Origin of the sequence: Ramlibacter rhizophilus (genome assembly GCF_004681965.1) — a bacterium.
Classification (GTDB): domain Bacteria; phylum Pseudomonadota; class Gammaproteobacteria; order Burkholderiales; family Burkholderiaceae_C; genus Ramlibacter; species Ramlibacter rhizophilus.
Window position 1 is genome coordinate 332,953 of sequence record NZ_SMLL01000001.1, and the last position, 18,594, is coordinate 351,546.

At 70.0% G+C, this 18,594-nt stretch carries 16 protein-coding genes; 13 read left to right on the forward strand and 3 right to left on the reverse strand.

From position 1 onward, the window contains the following. The first annotated feature begins 12 nt into the window (after window positions 1–12). The 6 genes from EZ242_RS01600 to EZ242_RS01625 all read left to right on the forward strand — a co-directional run bounded on the left by EZ242_RS01600 (window position 13) and on the right by EZ242_RS01625 (window position 5,783). Window positions 13–1,086, forward strand: a complete 1,074-nt coding sequence (locus EZ242_RS01600) for an LLM class flavin-dependent oxidoreductase (RefSeq protein ID WP_135283353.1) — start codon at window positions 13–15, stop codon at window positions 1,084–1,086. 64 nt (window positions 1,087–1,150) lie between these two features. Beyond that, entirely contained in the window at window positions 1,151–2,146 is a 996-nt protein-coding gene (locus EZ242_RS01605) for a Bug family tripartite tricarboxylate transporter substrate binding protein (protein WP_135283354.1), read from the forward strand. A gap of 408 nt (window positions 2,147–2,554) precedes the next feature. Continuing rightward, the gene (locus tag EZ242_RS01610) at window positions 2,555–3,622 is read left to right on the forward strand and encodes an LLM class flavin-dependent oxidoreductase (RefSeq protein ID WP_135283355.1); all 1,068 of its coding nucleotides are present in this window, start codon (window positions 2,555–2,557) and stop codon (window positions 3,620–3,622) included. 28 nt (window positions 3,623–3,650) lie between these two features. Continuing rightward, complete coding sequence (locus EZ242_RS01615) at window positions 3,651–4,451, forward strand: SDR family NAD(P)-dependent oxidoreductase (protein WP_135283356.1); 801 nt, start codon at window positions 3,651–3,653, stop codon at window positions 4,449–4,451. 7 nt (window positions 4,452–4,458) lie between these two features. Next, entirely contained in the window at window positions 4,459–4,827 is a 369-nt protein-coding gene (locus EZ242_RS01620; protein WP_135283357.1) for a VOC family protein, read from the forward strand. Then, a complete protein-coding gene (locus EZ242_RS01625) occupies window positions 4,824–5,783 on the forward strand; it encodes a flavin reductase (protein WP_135283358.1) in 960 nt (319 codons plus the stop codon). The genes EZ242_RS01620 and EZ242_RS01625 overlap by 4 nt, the downstream gene beginning before the upstream one ends. Here the strand turns inward: EZ242_RS01625 and EZ242_RS01630 are convergent. Further along, complete coding sequence (locus tag EZ242_RS01630; protein WP_240786943.1) at window positions 5,780–6,238, reverse strand: cyanophycin metabolism-associated DUF1854 family protein; 459 nt, start codon at window positions 6,236–6,238, stop codon at window positions 5,780–5,782. The genes EZ242_RS01625 and EZ242_RS01630 overlap by 4 nt on opposite strands. A gap of 2 nt (window positions 6,239–6,240) precedes the next feature. Next, the gene (locus EZ242_RS01635) at window positions 6,241–8,484 is read right to left on the reverse strand and encodes a cyanophycin metabolism-associated ABC transporter (protein ID WP_135283360.1); all 2,244 of its coding nucleotides are present in this window, start codon (window positions 8,482–8,484) and stop codon (window positions 6,241–6,243) included. Between the two features lie 74 nt (window positions 8,485–8,558). Here EZ242_RS01635 and EZ242_RS01640 point away from each other — a divergent pair, with 74 nt between their 5' ends. Further along, window positions 8,559–10,742, forward strand: a complete 2,184-nt coding sequence (locus EZ242_RS01640; RefSeq protein ID WP_135283361.1) for a cyanophycin synthetase — start codon at window positions 8,559–8,561, stop codon at window positions 10,740–10,742. 5 nt (window positions 10,743–10,747) lie between these two features. Continuing rightward, window positions 10,748–13,324 carry a cyanophycin synthetase gene (gene cphA / locus EZ242_RS01645; protein WP_135283362.1) on the forward strand — a complete coding sequence of 859 codons (2,577 nt, stop codon included), beginning with the start codon at window positions 10,748–10,750 and terminating at the stop codon, window positions 13,322–13,324. Window positions 13,325–13,394: 70 nt separating this feature from the next. On the opposite strand, the gene EZ242_RS01650 is transcribed toward cphA, so the two are convergent. Then, window positions 13,395–14,159: an IclR family transcriptional regulator domain-containing protein gene (locus EZ242_RS01650; protein WP_135283363.1), complete on the reverse strand. Its 765-nt coding sequence runs from the start codon at window positions 14,157–14,159 to the stop codon at window positions 13,395–13,397. A gap of 142 nt (window positions 14,160–14,301) precedes the next feature. Between EZ242_RS01650 and EZ242_RS01655 the strand changes: the two genes are divergently transcribed. The 5 genes from EZ242_RS01655 to EZ242_RS01675 all read left to right on the forward strand — a co-directional run bounded on the left by EZ242_RS01655 (window position 14,302) and on the right by EZ242_RS01675 (window position 18,586). Next, complete coding sequence (locus EZ242_RS01655) at window positions 14,302–14,775, forward strand: MaoC family dehydratase (RefSeq protein ID WP_135283364.1); 474 nt, start codon at window positions 14,302–14,304, stop codon at window positions 14,773–14,775. Between the two features lie 22 nt (window positions 14,776–14,797). Then, window positions 14,798–15,238 carry a MaoC family dehydratase gene (locus EZ242_RS01660; RefSeq protein WP_135283365.1) on the forward strand — a complete coding sequence of 147 codons (441 nt, stop codon included), beginning with the start codon at window positions 14,798–14,800 and terminating at the stop codon, window positions 15,236–15,238. Window positions 15,239–15,304: 66 nt separating this feature from the next. After that, a complete protein-coding gene (locus EZ242_RS01665; RefSeq protein ID WP_135283366.1) occupies window positions 15,305–16,297 on the forward strand; it encodes a Bug family tripartite tricarboxylate transporter substrate binding protein in 993 nt (330 codons plus the stop codon). A gap of 17 nt (window positions 16,298–16,314) precedes the next feature. Next, window positions 16,315–17,568, forward strand: a complete 1,254-nt coding sequence (locus EZ242_RS01670) for a CaiB/BaiF CoA transferase family protein (protein ID WP_135283958.1) — start codon at window positions 16,315–16,317, stop codon at window positions 17,566–17,568. A 37-nt stretch (window positions 17,569–17,605) separates the two neighbouring features. Continuing rightward, window positions 17,606–18,586 carry a formylglycine-generating enzyme family protein gene (locus tag EZ242_RS01675; RefSeq protein WP_135283367.1) on the forward strand — a complete coding sequence of 327 codons (981 nt, stop codon included), beginning with the start codon at window positions 17,606–17,608 and terminating at the stop codon, window positions 18,584–18,586. Window positions 18,587–18,594: the final 8 nt, after the last annotated feature.

Consider the following 18,594-nt stretch of genomic DNA (forward strand, 5'->3'; position numbering starts at 1 on the left):
CGGAGACTGTACATGGAGTTCGGCGTATTCATCCTGGCCCAGCAGCGCGGCTACCACCAGACTTCGCAGCAGGTCATCAGCAATTCGATCGAGCAGACCATCGTCGCGGAACAGGCCGGATTCAATAGCGCCTGGTACGCCGAACATCATTTCAACAACTATTCGCTGTCGCCTTCGCCCCTGATGATGGTGGCGCACATGGCCGGCCAGACCCAACGCATCCGGCTGGGGACTGCGGTGTGCATCCTGCCGCTGTACCAACCGGCCCGCTTCCTGGCCGAGGTGGGTTTCGCGGACACCGTCTCCAATGGCCGCCTGGACCTGGGCGTGGGCTCGGGCTACCAGGAGTTCGAGTTCGTGCGCTTCGGCGTGGACATCGCCAACTCCGGCGCGATCTACAACGAGTTCCTGGACATCCTGGCCAAGGGCCTGACGCAGAAGATCTTCGATTACAACGGCCGCTTCCACCGGATTCCACCCAGCTCGATCGCCGTGCGCTGCGTGCAGGAGCCCATGCCGCCCGTGTGGATCACCTCCGGCAATCCCGTCACGCTCGGGCGTGGCGTGCGCGAGGGGCACAACCTGTTCGTCACCGCGCTGCTCAATGGCAACGAGGGCGTGCACAAGCTGCGCGAGCGCCTGCAGACGGTTGCAAGCGACAACGGCAAGGACCTGGACCGGGACGTGAAGTTCGGCTTCCTGCGCTGCGCCTATGCCTCGGACAAGCCCGCGGAGATCGACGCCTACCTCGATTGCGCGCGCTTCCAGCGCCGCATCTCGGAGAGCCTGAAGTTCCGCCGCTCGCAGTCCGAGGACGGCTACATGGTCAAGGAAGTGCCGACCGAGACCGACCCGACCTTCGAGCAGTTGCGCCGCAACCTGCCCGTGGGCTCGGTCAACCAGGTGATCGACAAGATGCTGGAGGAGATCAGCATCCTGCGGCCCAAGCACATCGCGCTGCAGACGCAGCTGGGCGACTTCGACCAGAAGACCATGCTGCGGCAGATCGAGCTCTGGGGCGAGCGGATCATCCCCGCCATCCAGAAGGAAGTCGGGCGCCATGCGGCGCCCGCGCAGCCGGCCTGAGTCGCACCTCCTGACGGGCGGCGGTCCATGCCGCCCCCAGCTTTCCACCACCCGAGGAGACACTATGCATTCCACCCCCATCAGCCGCCGCACGGTCGTGTTCGGCGGCCTCATGCTCGGCGCCGGAGCCGGCGCCCTGGCCAGCGCCGGCGCTGCCGGCAATTGGCCCGACCGTCCCATCCGCCTGGTGGTTGCCGGCTCTCCCGGAGCGGGCGGCGACGTGTTCGCGCGCCTCATCGCCGAGCCGCTGTCCAAGGTGCTCAAGCAGCCCATCGTCGTGGAGCCCAAGCCGGGCGCCAACGGGCTGATCGCCTGCGAAAGCGTGGCCAAGGCGGCGGGCGACGGCTATACGCTGCTGTTCGCGCCCTCGTCGGCCATCCTGATCAATCCGGTCATCCATCCCAAGATGCCCTACGACACGGAGAAAGACCTGACGCCCATCGCCCAGGTCGGCGCGGCGGGCATCCTGCTGGTCGCGAACCCGAGCACCGGCTTCAAGAACCTGGCCGACATGGTGGCCTATGCCAAGGCCAACCCCGGCAAGCTGGCCTATGGCTCCTGGGGCACCGGTTCCTCCGGGCACCTGGCCATGGAAGGCATCAAGGCGCATTACGGGCTGGACATGACGCACGTGCCCTACAAGACACTGGTGAGCGAGGTCACGGACCTGATCGGGGGCAACCTCAGCGTGGGCTTCACCGACATCCAGTCGCCGCTGCCGCACATCCGCGGTGGCCGCCTCGTGGCCCTGGGGCAGACCGGCTCGCAGCGCTGGCCCGCCACGCAGGACCTGCCCACGCTGAGCGAGCAGGGCTACAAGTTCGAGGCCGACGGCTGGTACGGCGTGTTCGCCCCGGCCGGCACGCCGCAGCCGGTCATCGACCGCCTCGCCGACGAGATCAACCGCCTGCAGCGCACGGATGCCGTGCGCCAGCGCATCGAGGGGCAGAACATGATCGTGCCGCCGGCGCGCACGGCGGCCCAGTACGCGGAGTCGATCAAGAAGGACGCGGCCATCTGGCAGGGGCTGGCGAAGAACGTGAACCTCAAGGAGAAGTGAGCGGCGCGCCGGCGGGGCGGGTCGGATGGGAGAGGCCCTGCGCAGGGCATCACGGACCGGGGCCCTGCGCCCCGGTGGTCGTTTGCAGGCGCCTGGCGAGGGCTTCGACAGGCTCAGCCCGAACGGGTGGGTTGGTTCGCCCGCGATCTCACCCCCGTCCGCCCAGAACCTACCCCTGCGTTCGCCCTGGACCCACCTCTGCGTTCGCCCAGAGCCCCCACCCCCGTTCGCCCTGAGCTTGTCGAAGGGCATTGGCCAACCCCGCCCCGAACGAAGCCTCGCCAGGGCGTCCCACCCGGTCCATCAGTTTTTGCAGGAGTGAACTGCGCTCCAACCATCTTCCGGATCGCTGCCACCGCCCAGAGAATTTCCTGCATCGAACCTCACTTCAACCCAGCGGAGCGACACATGGAATTCGGCGTCTTCATCCTGGCCCAGCAGCGCGGCTACCACCAGAGCTCGCAACAGGTGATCCAGAACTCGATCGAGCAGACCGTGGTGGCCGAGCAGGCCGGCTTCAATACGGCCTGGTACGCCGAGCACCACTTCAACAACTACTCCCTGTCGCCGTCGCCGCTGATGATGGTGGCGCACGCGGCCGGCAAGACCCGCCGCATCCGGCTGGGCACGGCGGTCTGCATCCTGCCGCTGTACCACCCGGCTCGCTTCCTGGCCGAGGTCGGCTTCGTCGATACGGTGTCCAACGGCCGACTGGAGCTGGGGATCGGCTCGGGCTACCAGCAGTTCGAGTTCGAGCGCTTCGGCGTGAAGATCGAGGAGTCCGGCGAGATCTACAACGAGTTCCTGGACATCATCCCCCAGGGATTGACCCAGAAGATCGTGGAGTACCACGGCAAGCACCTTCACCTGCCGCCCAGCTCCATCGCCGTGCGCTGCCTGCAGGACCCGATGCCGCCGCTGTGGATCACCTCCGGCAACCCGGCCACGCTGGGCCGGGGCGTGCGCGAAGGCCACAACCTGTTCGTGACGGCGCTGCTCAATGGCACCGAGGCCGTCACCGCGCTGCGCGGCCGGCTGGAGACGGTGGCCACGGACAACGGCGCCGACCTGGACGAGGACGTCAAGTTCGGATTCCTGCGCTGCGCCTTCGCGTCCGACAGCGCCTCCGAGATCGACGCCTACCTGGACTGTGCGCGCTTCCAGCGCCGCATCTCCGAGAGCCTGAAGTTCCGCCGCGCGCAGACGGACGACGGCTACATGGTCAAGGAAGTGCCGTCGCCCACCGACCCGTCGATGGCCGAGCTGCGCAAGAACCTGCCCGTGGGCTCGGTCAACCAGGTGATCGACAAGATGCTGGAGGAGATCAGCATCCTGCGGCCCAAGCACATCGCGCTGCAGACGCAGCTGGGCGACTTCGACCAGAAGACCATGCTGCGGCAGATCGAACTCTGGGGCGAGCGGATCATCCCGGCCATCCGCAAGGAAGTGGATGCGCTGAACACCGTCGCCGCCTGATGGTGGCGCGAGCGCCCCGGACACGTTCATGAACGCTTCCAACGCCTTCGACGCCGGCGCCCTGGAGGGCCGCGTGGCCGTGGTCACCGGCGCTGCCGGCGGCCTGGGCCTCGGGATCGGCGAGCTGTTGCATGCCATGGGCGCGTTCGTGGTCAAGGCCGACATCAGCCACCCGGCCGCGCCCGCGCAGGCCGGGCGGGTGCTGACCGTGCGCTGCGACATCGCCGACCCGGCATCGGTGGCCGCGATGGCGGGCCTCGCGCGCGAGGCCTTCGGCGGCTGCGACGTGCTGGTGAACAACGCCGCAATCTCGGCTTCTCCTGCGAGCCTGGAGTCCTTGCCGGTCGAACTGTGGGACCGTGTCTTCGCCGTGAACGTGCGTGGCGCGCTGCTGTGCGCGCAGGCGCTGGTGCCCGGCATGTTCGAGCGGCAGGGCGGCAGCATCGTCAACATCGCGTCCATCGCCGCGCATGCGCCTTCGCGCGTGGGCGCCTATGGCAGCGCCAAGGCCGCCCTGCTGGGGCTGACGCAGCAGATGGCGGTGGAGTGGGGCCCCCGGGGCGTCCGCGCGAACTCGATCAGCCCCGGCATGATCCGCACGCCGCTGTCGGAAAAGCACTACCACGACGAATCCGTCGTGCACAGGCGCACCGCCCGCATCCCGGCGCGCCGGCTCGGCACCCCTGCCGACATCGCTGGCGCAGTGGCCTTCCTGGCCAGCGATGCCTCGGCCTACGTCAACGGCCAGGACCTCGTGGTCGATGGCGGCTTCCTCAAGGCCTCGCTGTCCAATCTGTACGACCCGGCTCCGTCCGGGCCCACCCCGTGAGCACACCATGGAACCACCCAAGCGCCTGCAGAATGTGTACGTCGTGGCCGAGGAGCCGGCCCGGCTGCACGCCTTCTATGAATCCGCCCTCGGGCTGCAGCTGAAGTTCCGCGACAAGGACCGCTGGATCCAGTACGGCGTGGGCAACACCAGCGTGGCCCTGGCCTGCCGTGAGGAGGCGCTGCCCGCGACCTCGGGCGTGGTCATGGTGTTCGAGGTGGGCGACTTCGCGCAGGCGGCCGAGCGCGTGGCCGCCGCGGGTGGCGAGGTCCTCGGCACCCGGGACATGGGCGCCCACGGCGCGGTGATGTCGCTGCGCGACCCCGAGGGCAACGTCGTGCAACTCTTCAAGCGGCAGGAAGGACCCCAGCCATGAGCGCGCCGGCACCCCGCATCGATGCCGTCGAACCCCGGCTGTTCCGCCAGCTCCTGGGCTGCTTTCCCACCGGCGTGGCGGTGATCACCACCCGCACCGCCGAGGGCCGGCCGGTGGGCCTGACCTGCAACTCGTTCAGCTCGGTCTCGCTGGAGCCGCCGCTGGTGCTGTTCAGCCTGCGCAAGGCCAGCAGCCTGCTGCCCACCTTCGTCGAGGCCGATTCGTTCGCGATCAACATCCTCTCGCAAAGCCAGGACGGACTGTCGAGCCGCTTCGCGTCCAGCAAGATCGCGGACAAGTTCGAGGGCGTGGGCTGGCGGCCCGGCGCGCTGGGCATGCCGCTGATCGACGACTGCCTGGCCAGCTTCGAATGCCGGGTGTTCGCGCGCCACGAGGCCGGCGACCACGACATCTTCATCGGCGAGGTCCGGCACATGGCCGACGGCTCCGCCGACCAGGCCCTGGTGTTCTACAAGGGGGCCTACATGATGCTGGCCGAGTCGCTGCGCAAGCTGGTGCTCGAAGGCAAGCTCGACACGGCGGACATCGACGAGGCCTACCGCACCCTGTACGGCACGCTGCTGCGCCTGGCCTGCGCCCGCGCCAGCGAGGCCGAGATCGACGAGATCGAGGCCGCCGCCGCCGACATCGAGCGGCACCAGAACAGTGACGCGCTGCCGCACCGGATCGAGGCCACCTCGCGTTTCTTCTCGGCCATCTCCGTGGCCGGCCACAACGAGGCGCTGCAGCTCATGGCGCAGACCATGACCGTGGTCTCGCGCGAACGCATGAAGCACGTGATCCCGATGCACCCGCGCCCCGAGGTGCTGCCGCTGCGGCGCAAGGTGGTGCAGTCGCTGCGGGCGCGCGATGCCGAAGGCGCCGCCACGGCGCTGAACGAGCTGATCACCGCCTTGCGCCGGGACGTGGCCGCGGCCGCGGCAGCGTCGGCCTAGAGGAAGCGCTCCAGCACGCCCCGCGACTTGCGGTCCAGCGCCCACCGGTCCGCGATCCGGAAGTTGATTCCCTCGGCGCTCGCGATCAGCAGGGCGCCGCCGCCCAGGCGCCGGATGTCCTCCTCGCCCTTGAGCACGAAGCGCGTGGGCCCGCGGTCGGTCACGACCTCCCAGGTGCTGGGCGTCGAGAAGCTGGAGACGGCCTCGATGCGCAGCACCGTCGGCACGAACTCGCGGTCCGCGAGTTCCTCCTCGATCAGGGCGCGGTCGGGGGCGGGCAGCTCGTCCAGCCGCGGCAGCCAGGCGAGCTCGCGCCCCTCGGTGTTCACCAGCGACACGCCCTCCGCGGGGGCGGCCAGCGGAAAGGCGCGCACCGGCACCACGCCCTCGTGCACGCTGCCGTCGGGCTGCGTGAGCACCAGGCGGCCGAAGGCATTGCGTTCGATCCGGAACATGGTCATTGCCCCGCGGGATGGGCCGCGTGCGCCGGCGCGGGCCGCTGCACGTCCTCGCCACCGTCTTCCTCGACCCGGCGCGCCTGCGCTTCGTAGAGCCGCCAATAAAAGCCCTGCCGGGCCATGAGATCGTCGTGCGGGCCGACCTCCACGACGCGGCCGCGGTCCATGACCACCAGCCGGTCGGCCCTGCGCAAGGTGGACAGGCGGTGCGCGATGGCGATGGTGGTGCGGCCCTGCACCAGGTTGTCCAGCGCCTTCTGGATCTCCTTCTCGGTTTCCGTGTCCACGCTGGAGGTGGCTTCGTCCAGGATCAGGATGCGCGGGTCGATCAGCAGCGCACGGGCGATGGAGATGCGCTGGCGCTCGCCGCCCGAGAGGCCCTGGCCGCGTTCACCCACCATGGAGTCGTAGCCCAGCGGCAGGCGCAGGATGAACTCGTGCGCATGGGCGGCGCGCGCCGCGGCCACGATCTCGGCCCGGGTGGCATCCGGGCGCCCGTAGGCGATGTTCTCCGCGACGGTGCCGAAGAAGAGGAAGGGCTCCTGCAGCACCAGGCCGATGTGGCGCCGGAAGTCGGCCACGGCGAAGCGGCGGATGTCGGTGCCGTCCACCTTGATCGCACCCTCGCTCACGTCGTAGAAGCGGCAGATCAGGTTGACCAGCGTGCTCTTGCCCGAGCCGCTGTGGCCCACCAGGCCGATCATCTCGCCCGGCCGGATGGACAGGTCCAGGCCGCGGATGACGCTGCGGTTGCCGTAGCGAAAGCCCAGGCCCTGCAGGTCGATGGCGCCCTGCAACTGGGTGATCTTCACCGGCTGCGCCGGCTCGGGCACGTTGGAGACGTGGTCCAGGATGTCGAAGATGCGCTTGGCGCCGGCCGCCGCCTTCTGCGTGACCGAGACGATGCGGCTCATCGAATCCAGCCGCGTGTAGAAGCGCCCGATGTAGGCGATGAAGGCCGTGAGCACGCCCACGGTGATCTCCTGGCGGCTCACCAGCCAGATGCCGAAGGCCCAGACCACCAGCAGGCCCAGGTCGGTCAGCAGCGAGACCGTGGGCGAGAACAGGCTCCAGGTCTTGTTGAGCCTGTCGTTGACGTTCAGGTTGGCCTGGTTCGCCTCGCGGAAGCGCTGGGCCTCGCGCCGCTCCTGCGCGAAGGCCTTGACCACGCGGATGCCGGGAATGGTGTCGGCCAGCACGCTGGTCACGTCGCCCCAGACGCGGTCGATCTTCTCGAAGCCGGTGCGCAGGCGGTCGCGCACGGCATGGATCATCCAGGCGATGAAGGGCAGGGGCAGCAGGGTCACCAGCGCGAGCGAGGGATCGATGGAGAACAGGATCGCCGCCGTCATGGCGAACATCAGGACGTCGGTGGCGAAGTCCAGGGCGTGCAGCGAGAGGAAGACCGAGATACGGTCGGTCTCGGAGCCGATGCGCGCCACCAGGTCGCCGGTGCGCTTGCTGCCGAAATAGTCCAGGGACAGGTTGAGCAGGTGCTCGAAGGCCGTGGTGCGCAGGTCGGCCGCGATGCGCTCGGACACCAGGGCCAGCAGCCAGGTGCGCGCCCAGCCCAGGCTCCAGGCCAGCAGGGCCGATGCGAGCAGGCCGGCCAGCAGCAGCATCACGAAGCCGGGGTCGATGCGCTGGCCGTTCTGGAACGGGATCAGCACCTGGTCCATCAGCGGGATGGTGAGGTAGGGCGGCACCAGCGTGGCCGCGGTCGAGGCAAGCGTCAGTCCGAAGCCGATGGCGAGCTGCCTGCGGTAGGGGCGGGCGAAGCGGCCCAGGCGCAGCAGCACCCAGGTGGAGGTGGGGCGGCCGTCGTCGTCGGCTTCGTCCTCGTCCTCGCCTTCGTCGTTCGCGGCCGGCGCCGGCGCCGGCGTGCCAGCCTGCAGGCGCTCGAAGCGTGCGACGAAGGACAGCACCGCTGCGTGCTGGGCCAGGGTGAAGCGCCACAGGGCCAGCCGTTCCCGGCTGTCCAGCAGTTCCAGCGTGCCGATGCCGCCGTGGTCGGCGTGGCGCAGGACCATGCCCGCGGCCAGGGGCCACTCGGTCCAGCGCCCCTTGTCCCAGGCGAGCAGGCGCCGCTCGGTCAGGGCCAGCGAACCGGGCTGGAACTGCATCGCCGCGTCGATGTCAACCTCCAGGGTGGCCAGGACGTTCTCGTTCTTGTTGAGCCGGCTCTGGAGCGCGTGGCGCCCGTCCGGGCCCGGCGCTGCGGCGGCCGGAATAGTTGATTGCATGCGGCGGTGGTGAATAAGCACTGGGCCCGTGCCCTGATCGAGACGCAGATTTTCGCCCAAGCCGGCATGTGCCCATGAGCAAGAAAAACGACATCCGACTGCTCCGCGTGAACTACCTGCGCGGGCCCAACCTGTGGACCTACCGCCCGGTGCTCGAGACCTGGCTGGACCTTGGAGAACTGGAAGACTGGCCGTCGAACCGGCTGCCCGGCTGCAACGAACGCCTGACGCAATGGCTGCCGGCCCTGGTCGAGCACCACTGCGGCGTCGGCGAGCGTGGCGGCTTCCTGCAGCGCCTGGAGGAAGGCACCTGGGCCGGCCACGTGCTGGAACACGTGGTCATCGAACTGCTGAACCTGGCCGGCATGCCCACCGCCTTCGGCCAGACCCGCAGCACCTCCCAGCGGGGCGTCTATCGCATGGTGTTCCGCGCCCGCGACGAGCAGGTGGCGCGCCGGGCGCTGGCGCACGGCCACCGGCTGCTGATGGCGGCCATCAACGACGAGCCCTTCGACCTGGCCGGCGCCGTCGCCGACATCACGGAACAGGTGGACCGCTGCTACCTGGGGCCCAGCACGGCGGCGATTGTCGCGGCCGCGACAGACCGGCAGATCCCGCACATCCGCCTGAACGAGGGCAACCTGGTGCAGCTGGGCTACGGTGCGCGCCAGCGCCGGATCTGGACGGCGCAGACCGACCGGACCAGCGCCATCGCCCAGGGCATCGCCGGAGACAAGGACCTGACCAAGCGCCTCGTCGCCGGCTGCGGCGTGCCGGTGCCGGAAGGCCGCGTGGTCGCCACGCCGGCCGAGGCCTGGGAAGCCGCGCAGGACATCGGCCTGCCGGTGGCCGTCAAGCCGACCGACGGCAACCACGGCCGCGGCGTGATGCTGGACCTGCGCACGCAGGAGGAGGTCGAGGCCGCCTTCCCGGTCGCCGAGCAGCAGGGCAGCGAGGTTCTGGTCGAGCGCTATATCCCCGGTGACGAGCACCGGCTGCTGGTGGTGAACGGCGAGGTGGTGGCCGCGGCGCGCGGCGAGACCGCCTGGGTCACGGGGGACGGGCGTTCGACCGTGCGCCAGCTCGTGGACGCGCAGCTCAATAGCGACCCGCGCCGCGGCGAGAGCGAGGACCACCCCCTGAACCGGCTGGTGTTCGAGGAGGACGACGTCATGCTGGGCGAGGTGACCCGCCAGGGCCTCACGCCCGAGGCCGTGCCCGAGGCCGGGCGCAAGGTGCTGATCCAGCGCAACGGCAACCTGGCCATCGACTGCACCGACCGGGTCCACCCGGAGGTGGAACACATGGCGGCGCTGGCCGCGCGCATCGTCGGCCTGGACATCGCCGGCATCGACCTGGTGGCGCAGGACATCGGCCGGCCGCTGCACGAGCAGGGCGGCGCCATCGTCGAAGTCAACGCCGGCCCGGGCCTGCTGATGCACCTGAAGCCCGCGGTGGGCAAGCCGCGCCCCGTGGGCCGGGCCATCGTCGAGGCGCTCTTTCCCAGGGACGGCGAGGACCCCCACGCGGGCCGCGTTCCCATCGTCGGCATCGCCGGCACGCGCGGCACCACCCGGATCGCCCGGCTGGTCGCCTGGCTCGCGCAGCTGCGCGGCCTGCGCGTGGGCCTGGCCTGCGCCGACGGCCTCTACCTGGATCGCCGCAGGCTGGCCGCAGGCGACGCGCGCCGCTGGGACCTCGCGCATCGCCTGCTGGTCAATCGCAACGTGGAGGCCGCGGTGTTCGAGAACGACGCCGGCTGCGTGCTGCGCGACGGCCTGGCCTACGACCGTTGCACCGTCGGCGTGGTCACCGACATGGACGGTTTCGAGGCGCTCGCCGAGTTCGACGTGCAGACCCCCGAGCAGATGCCCAAGGTGCTGCGCACGCAGATCGACGTGGTGCTGGACGACGGCGTCGGGGTGCTGAACGCCGGCGACGAGCGCGTTGCCGCCCTCGGGGAGCTGTGCGACGGCGAGGTCATCCTGTATGCGGCCGACGCCCGCACGCCCGCGTTGCAGGCCCACCGCGCCAAGGGCGCCCGTGGCGGCCGCGTGGTCTTCCTGCAGGGCGGCCGCCCGGTGCTGGCGACCGGCAGCGCCGAGACGCGGCTGGCGCCGCTGTCACCCGCCGTGCGCGGCGACATGGCCGACGACATCCTCCTGGCCGCGGTCGCCGCCGGCTGGGCGCTCGATATTCCCCCCGACCTGATCATCGCCGGCATCGAGACCTTCGACGCCCACAACGCCGCCCCCTGAGAAGCATGGAAATCTCCCGCATCCGCGCGCTGCGCGGCCCCAACCTGTGGAGCCGCCACACGTCCATCGAGGCCATCGTGGCCTGCGCCCCAGACGACATCGCGGTCACCGACCGCCCCGAGTTCGAGTCCCGGCTGCGCAAGCTGTTCCCGGCGATCGGCGCGCTGCGCGGTCCCGGGCCGATGTCGCTGGCGCATGTGCTGGAGGCCGCGGCGCTGGCGCTGCAGGAGGAAGCCGGCTGCCCAGTGACCTTCAGCCGCACACAGGCCACGGCGGACGCGGGCGTTTTCCAGGTGGTCGTCGAGTACAGCGAGGAGGCGGTCGGCCGCCTCGCCTTCGAGCTCGCCCGGCAGCTGGTCGCGGCCACGCTGGACCCGCAGGCCGGCTTCGACGTGGACAGCGCGCTGGCCCGGCTGCGCGAGATCGACGAGGACCTGCGCCTGGGCCCCAGCACGGGCTCCATCGTGCAGGCCGCGGTCGCCCGGGGCGTCCCGTTCCAGCGCCTGACCGAAGGCAGCCTGGTGCAGTTCGGCTGGGGCAAGCACCAGCGGCGCATCTGGGCCGCGGAAGTGGACCAGACCAGCGCCGTGTCGGAGTCCATCGCCCAGGACAAGGAGCTGTCCAAGCGGCTGCTGCGCTCGGTGGGCGTACCCGTGCCGGCGGGGCGGCCAGTGGCCGACGAGGCCGACGCCTGGGCCGCGGCGCTGGAAGTGGGCCTGCCCGTGGTGGTCAAGCCGCGTGACGGCAACCAGGGCAAGGGCATCACCGTGAACGTCAACACGCGCGAGGGCATGGCCCTGGCCTACAAGGCCGCGGTGGAGATCGGCGAGGTGATGGTGGAGAAGTACCTGCGCGGCAGCGACCACCGCCTGCTGGTCGTCGGCGACCAGCTGGTGGCCGCGGCGCGGCGCGAGCCGCCCGTGGTGGTGGGTGACGGCGAGTGCACGGTGGCCGAGCTGGTCGCCAAGGTCAATGCCGACCCGCGCCGCGGCGACGGGCACGCCACCTCGCTGACCAAGATCCGCATCGACGACATCGCCATCGCCTTGTTGGCCGAGCAGGGCCTGCGCATCGACAGCGTGCCGGCGCGCGGCCAGCGCGTGCCGATGCGCCACAACGCGAACCTCTCCACCGGCGGCACGGCCACCGACGTGACCGACGACGTGCACCCGGAGGTGGCCGAGCGCGCCATCGCCGCGGCGCAGATGGTGGGCCTGCACGTCTGCGGCGTGGACATGGTCTGCGAAAGCGTGCTGGCCCCGCTGGAGGAGCAGGGCGGGGGCATCGTGGAAGTCAACGCCGCGCCCGGCCTGCGCATGCACCTGTCGCCCTCCTACGGCAAGCCGCGCAACGTGGGCGAGGCCATCGTCGCCCACATGTTCGAACCTGGGCACGACGGGCGCGTCCCGGTGGTCGCGGTCACCGGCGTCAACGGCAAGACCACCACGGTGCGCCTCATCGCGCACCTCTTCGCCGGCAGCGGCCTGAAGGTGGGCATGACCAACACCGACGGGGTCTATGTCGATGGCCGGCAGATCGACTCCGGCGACTGCAGCGGCCCGAAGAGCGCGCGCAGCGTGCTGATGCACCCCGACGTGGAGGCGGCCGTGTTCGAGACCGCGCGCGGCGGCATCCTGCGCGAAGGCCTGGGCTTCGACCACTGCCGCGTGGCGGTGGTCACCAACGTCGGCTCCGGCGACCACCTGGGGCTGAACCACATCCACACCGTGGAGGAGCTGGCCGTCCTCAAGCGCGTGATCGTGCAGAACGTGACGCCCCGGGAAGGCTATGCGGTGCTCAACGCCGCCGACCCGCTGGTCGCGGCCATGGCGGCCGTCTGCCCGGGCAAGGTGATCTACTTCGCCACCGAGCGCCAGCACGCGGTCATGACGGCGCACCGCGCGCAGGGCGGGCGGGTCGTCTATGTGGATCCGGCGCTGGAGGGCGGCAGCGTGGTCGCCTGCGAGGGCAACTGGCGCCGGCACGTCCGCCTGGCCGACATCCCCATCACCCGCAACGGCACCATCGGCTTCCAGGTGGAGAACGTGATGGCCGCCATCGGCGGCGCCTGGGGCGCGGGCCTGGCCTGGGACGCCATCCGCAGTGGCCTCGCGACCTTCGTCAGCGATGCGCACACGGTGCCCGGCCGCTTCAACGTCATGGACTGGCGCGGCGCCACGGTCATCGCCGACTACGGCCACAACCCGGATGCCATGCGCGTGCTGGTCTGCGCCGTGGAGGCCATGCCGGCCAGGCGCCGTTCGGTGGTCATCAGCGCCGCGGGTGACCGCCGCGACCAGGACATCCGCGAGCAGACCGCCATCCTGGGCGCCGCCTTCGACGACGTGCTGCTGTACCAGGATGCCGCCCAGCGCGGGCGCGCCGACGGCCAGGTGATGGCGCTGCTGCGCGACGGCCTGCAGGGCGCAAGCCGCGCCACGCGCGTCGAGGAAATCCGCGGCGAGTTCCTCGCCGTCGACACGGCGCTCGCGCGCCTGCAGCCGGGGGACCTGTGCCTGGTGCTGGTGGACCAGGTGGAAGAGGCGCTGGCGCACCTGGCGCGGCGCATGGCCGAGGGCTGAACGCCGCGCGCGCGGGCGCGCCGCGTCGGCGCGCGAACGACGCCGGCCCGCCCGCTGCCGCAGGCCGGCCTCAGCCGGCGTTCGCTCTCAAGCGCGCCGCCGTGTTGCGCAGTTCGCCGAGGAACTGCGCCATGGCCTCCTCGCGCGTGAACTGGCCCGAGGGAAGGCTGACGTTCAAGCCGGCGATCGTTGCGCCGTGCCGGTCGCGCACGGGCACGGCCAGGCCGCAGATCGATTCGTCGAGTTCGCCGTCGACCCAGGCATGGCCCTGCTGGCGAGCCAGCAGGATCTCGCGCCGCAGCGCCCCCACGTCCGTCAAGGTCGCACTGGTCAGGCGCGTCAAGGTGGCGTTTCGAAGGTAGGCGTCGAGCTCTTCGTCGGTCAGGCCGGCCAGGAGCACCCGGCCCATGGAGACGGCGTGCGCGGGAAGGCGGCTGCCCAGCGAGGGGCTCATCGGCAGGATGCGCTTGGCGTGCTGGCGCTGCACATAGACCAGGTCCTCCCCGTCCAGGACCGACAGGGCGCAGGACTGGTGGATGCGTGCACACAGCTCCTCCAGCGCCGGCTGCGCGTCACGCCAGTAGGGCAGGGAGTTCAGGTACGACAGGCCCAGCCGCAGCACCCGGGGCGTGAGCCAGTAGCGCTTGCCGTCCGTGCGAACGAATCCCATGTCGCACAGCGTCAGGAGGAAGCGCCGCACCGCCGTGCGCGGAAGGTCCACGGCTTCGGCGACCTGCGCCAGCGTCTGACCGCCCGTGGCCAGGCCCAGTGCCTCGATCACTTTCAGGCCGCGCGCAAAGGTGCGCACGAAGCTCTCGCTCTCCGGTGTCGCCATGGAATTCCCTCGGTTGACAGTCCAAAACGGCCCGTCCAATAATGTTCATAGAGCGGATGAAGATGACCGCTAGGCGGACATTCTACCGAAGCTGCCTGGATGACCTGTCATCGCCCGCCAGCCGTCCACGACCACACCACCCATGACCGAGACCACCTTCGAAACAGACTTCTGGAAGGACAACGCCCTGCGCAAGACCTGGGAGCAGATCGTCCCCGGGGAGCCGCGCAAGACGCTGCCCTACACCCTCACCCTGGAGGCCATCCAGAAGTACTGCCGCGTCGTCGGCGACCTGCACCCGCTGTACTTCGACGAGGACTACGCCAAGGCCTCCCCGTACAAGGGCCTGATCGCGCCGCCGGCCATCCACATCCTCCTGATGTTCGCCTGCACGCCCGCGGACGACTGGATGCGCAGCCCCGGAACCGTGAATGCCGGGCAGTCGTGGAGCTACAACCTGCCCGCCCGACCCGGCGACACCATCCGGCTCGAAGCGAGGGCCCTGGACAAGTTCATCCGCAAGGACCGCCTCTTCGTCGTGCACGACAACGTGTTCTTCAACCAGCACGACCAGGTCATCTGCTCAGGCCGCGGCTGGACCATTCGCCCGATGTGAGCCACGAACACCCGCGCACACCATGACCCACACCGCCCCCCAATTCGATCCCGGCCACCGCGTCACCGGAACAGCCTTCACGCCGACGCGCGAGTCCATCCGCGCGTTCTGCGAAGCCTCGCTCGACTTCAACCCGCTGCACCTGGACGACGAGTACATGCAAGGCAGCTTCGGCAAGACCCGCTTCGACGGAATCATCATGCACGGCATGAACAACTTCGGCGTGATCACGAAGATGCTCACCGACTGGGTCTACCCGCTCGGCGGCATGCAGCGGCGCCTGGAGACGCGCTGGAAGCAACCCGTCAAGCCCGGCGACACCATCACGCCCACGGCCGTCGTCACCGGCCGCCGTGACACCGAGGGCGGCCGCTGGGTGATGCTGGACGTCGAGGTGAGAAACCAGCGCGAGGAAGTCGTCGCCACCGGCGAGGCGATGGTCGAGTTCCCCTTCGCGGCCTGAGCGGCCCGCGTCCTTTCCAGCGGCATCGGCTTGCCCCGGCGCCCCAACCCACCACAGGAGACACGCATGCAGATTTTCGCAAGGAGCTTCCGGATCGGCGCCACCGCGCTCGCCTTGTCCGGCCTGGTATTCGCGGTCGCTCCACAGGTCGCGCAGGCCCAGGCCTTCCCCACGCAGCCCGTGAAGATCGTGGTGCCGTTTCCGCCGGGCGGCACGACCGACATCCTCGCGCGGCAACTCGCCACCGAGCTGCAGGGCCGCTGGGGCCAGCCGGTGGTCGTGGAGAACCGGCCGGGGGCGAGCGGCACCATCTTCTCGGAGCAGCTCTCGCGCATGCCGCCCGATGGCACCACGCTCATGCTCACGGCCACGCACCACGTGATCAACCCGGCCCTGTACAAGAGCATCAAGTACGACACCCGCAAGGACTTCACCCCGCTCGCCCTGGTCGCGGCGGTACCCAACGTGCTGGTGGTCCATCCCTCCTTCCCGGCCAAGACGACGAAGGAGTTCATCGCCTACACCAAGGCCAACCCGGGCAAGGTGAGCTTCGGCTCGACCGGCACCGGCGGCGCCAACCACCTGTCGGGCGAACTGTTCAAGTCGATGGCGGGCGTGAACATGGTGCACGTGCCGTACAAGGGCGCCGCGCCCGCCCTCAACGACCTGCTGGGGGGACAGATTCCCGTGATGTTCGATTCCATTCCGGGCGTGCTTCAACACATCCAGGCGGGCAAGTTGCGGGCGATCGGCGTGACCTCGGCCAAGCGCTCCGATGCACTGCCGGACGTGCCGACGATCGACGAGTCGGGGCTCAAGGGCTTCGAGGCCACGGCCTGGTTCGGCCTCTACGCGCCCGGCGGCATGCAGCCGCAGCTGCGCGACAAGATTTCGGCCGACGTGGTGCGGGCGCTCCAGAGCCCGGCCATCCGCAGCCAGTTCGCGAAACTCGGCGCCGACTCGGGCAGCATGGACCAGGCGCAGTTCGCCAGCTTCGTGGACGCCGAGCTCACCAAGTGGGCCAAGGTGATCCAGGAAGCCGGGGTGAAGGTCGAGTGAGCGAAGCCGGCGATGCGATGGGCGCCGCATCGGCGCGCCCCAACGGGCCGGGCGCCCTGTCGCACCTTCGGGTGCTCGACCTGTCCCGCGTGCTCGCCGGTCCGTGGTGCAGCCAGAACCTGGCCGACATGGGTGCCGAGGTCATCAAGGTGGAACGCCCCGGCAGCGGCGACGACACCCGCGGCTGGGGCCCGCCCTGGATACCCGAGGGCGACGGCCACGGCGGCAGCGCCGACTCCACCTACTTCGCCGCGGCCAATCGCGGCAAGAAGTCGATCACGCTGGACATCGCCCGTCCCGAGGGCCAGGCGATAGCGCGCCGGCTGGCCGCGGCAAGCGACGTGCTGATCGAGAACTACAAGATCGGCGACCTGAAGCGCTACGGGCTGGACTACGCGTCGCTGTCGCAGATCAATCCGCGTCTGGTGTACTGCTCCATCACCGGCTACGGGCAGGACGGCCCCAGCGCCCACAAGCCGGGCTACGACTTCGTCTTCCAGGCCATGGGGGGCCTCATGAGCATCACGGGCGAGCGCGACGACTTGCCGGGCGGAGGCCCCCAGAAGGCGGGCATCGCCATCGCCGATGTGATGACCGGCATGTACGCCTCCATCGCCATCCTCTCCGCGCTGCAGTGGCGGGTCGTTTCCGGCCAGGGCCAGTACATCGACATGGCGCTGCTCGACTGCATCGTCGCCCTCGGTGGCAACCAGGTCACCGGGTACTTCGCCACCGGCCAGGCGCCGCGGCGCTACGGCAACGCCCATGCCAGCCTGGTGCCCTACCAGGTCTTCGCGGTCGCCGACGGGGAGATCGTCGTGGCCGTGGGCAACGACACCCAGTGGCAGCAGTACTGCGTGGCCATCGAACGCCCGGACCTCGCGGCCGATGCGCGGTGGACCAAGGTCACCGGCCGCATCACCGGCCGCAGCGAACTCGTTCCGGAGCTGGCCCGCACCATGCTCACCCGGCGGCGCGACGATTGGATCGCGCGACTCGAAGCGCAGGGGGTGCCCTGCGGGCCGATCAACGACTACGAGCAGGTGTTCCAGGACGCGCAGGTGCGCCACCGCCAGCTGCGGGTCGATGTCCCGCGCGCAGGCGGCGGCCAGGTGGCCACGATCGCCAGTCCCCTGCGGCTGACCGCGACGCCGGCGGTGTACGAGCGCGCGCCGCCCCGGCTCTCGGACTCGACCGGCGAGGTGCTCCATGGCCTGCTGGGAATGAGCGAGCAGGAGATCGCGCAGCTGCGGGAGATGCGGGTCGTCTGAGTTCCGACGCGACCGCCCAAGCGCCGATACTCCTGGGATGCATCACCGCGCGCTCCTGCTCTGCGCATTCGCGATCTCCACGGCCCAGGCCCAGGTGCCGCCACCGGCGGTGACCGACAGCCTCGGCATCGAGTTCGCGTTCATCCCGCCGGGCTCGTTCACGATGGGGCGCACCGAGTCCATCGAGGAACTCAAGCGGGCCTTTCCGGCCTATGACGCCGCGCGCTTCGAGGAACTCGGCGACGAGGTGCCGCCGAGGAAGGTGACGCTCAGCACGGGCTTCTACCTCGCCCGGCACGAGGTCACCGTCGGCCAGTTCAGGCGATTCCTGGAATCGTCGGGCCATGTCCCGGAGTCGATCGCCGACGGCACCGGCGGCTACGGCTGGCGGGCAGGCTACGACCCGAAGACCAGCGCGTCGGGCGACGCCTTCGAAGGCCGCAGCCCCGCCTATTCCTGGCGTGCCCCCGGCTTCGCGCAGACCGAGCGGCACCCGGTGACCAACGTCACCTTCAACGATGCCGTGGCCATGGCCCGCTGGCTGAGCCGGAAGGAGGGCGTGAGCTACCGCCTGCCCACCGAGGCCGAGTGGGAGTACGCCTGCCTGGGCGGCACCGGCCATCGATTCGGCGCCACCAGCGATCCGGCACGCCTGAGCGGGTTCGCCAACCTGTTCGACGCCTCGTCGGCGCGGCTGTGGCCGCACTGGCAGGCCTTTGCCCAGCCGGGCGACGACGGGCACGTGTTCACGGCGCCGGTCGGCTCCTTCGCACCCAATGGCTGGGGGCTGCATGACATGAACGGCAACGTGTGGGAGTGGGTGTCCGACTACTACGCCGACACCTGGGAGGGCGGCGAGGTCGATCCGAAAGGGCCGCAGCAGGGGCACCTGCACGTCAGGCGCGGAGGCTCCTGGCACAGCTGGGCGCTGTACACGCGCTGCGCGTACCGCAACTGGAACACCGCGCAGACGCGCTACGTGCTGGTGGGGTTCCGGCTGCTGCGGGAGGTGAAGTGAAATCGGCC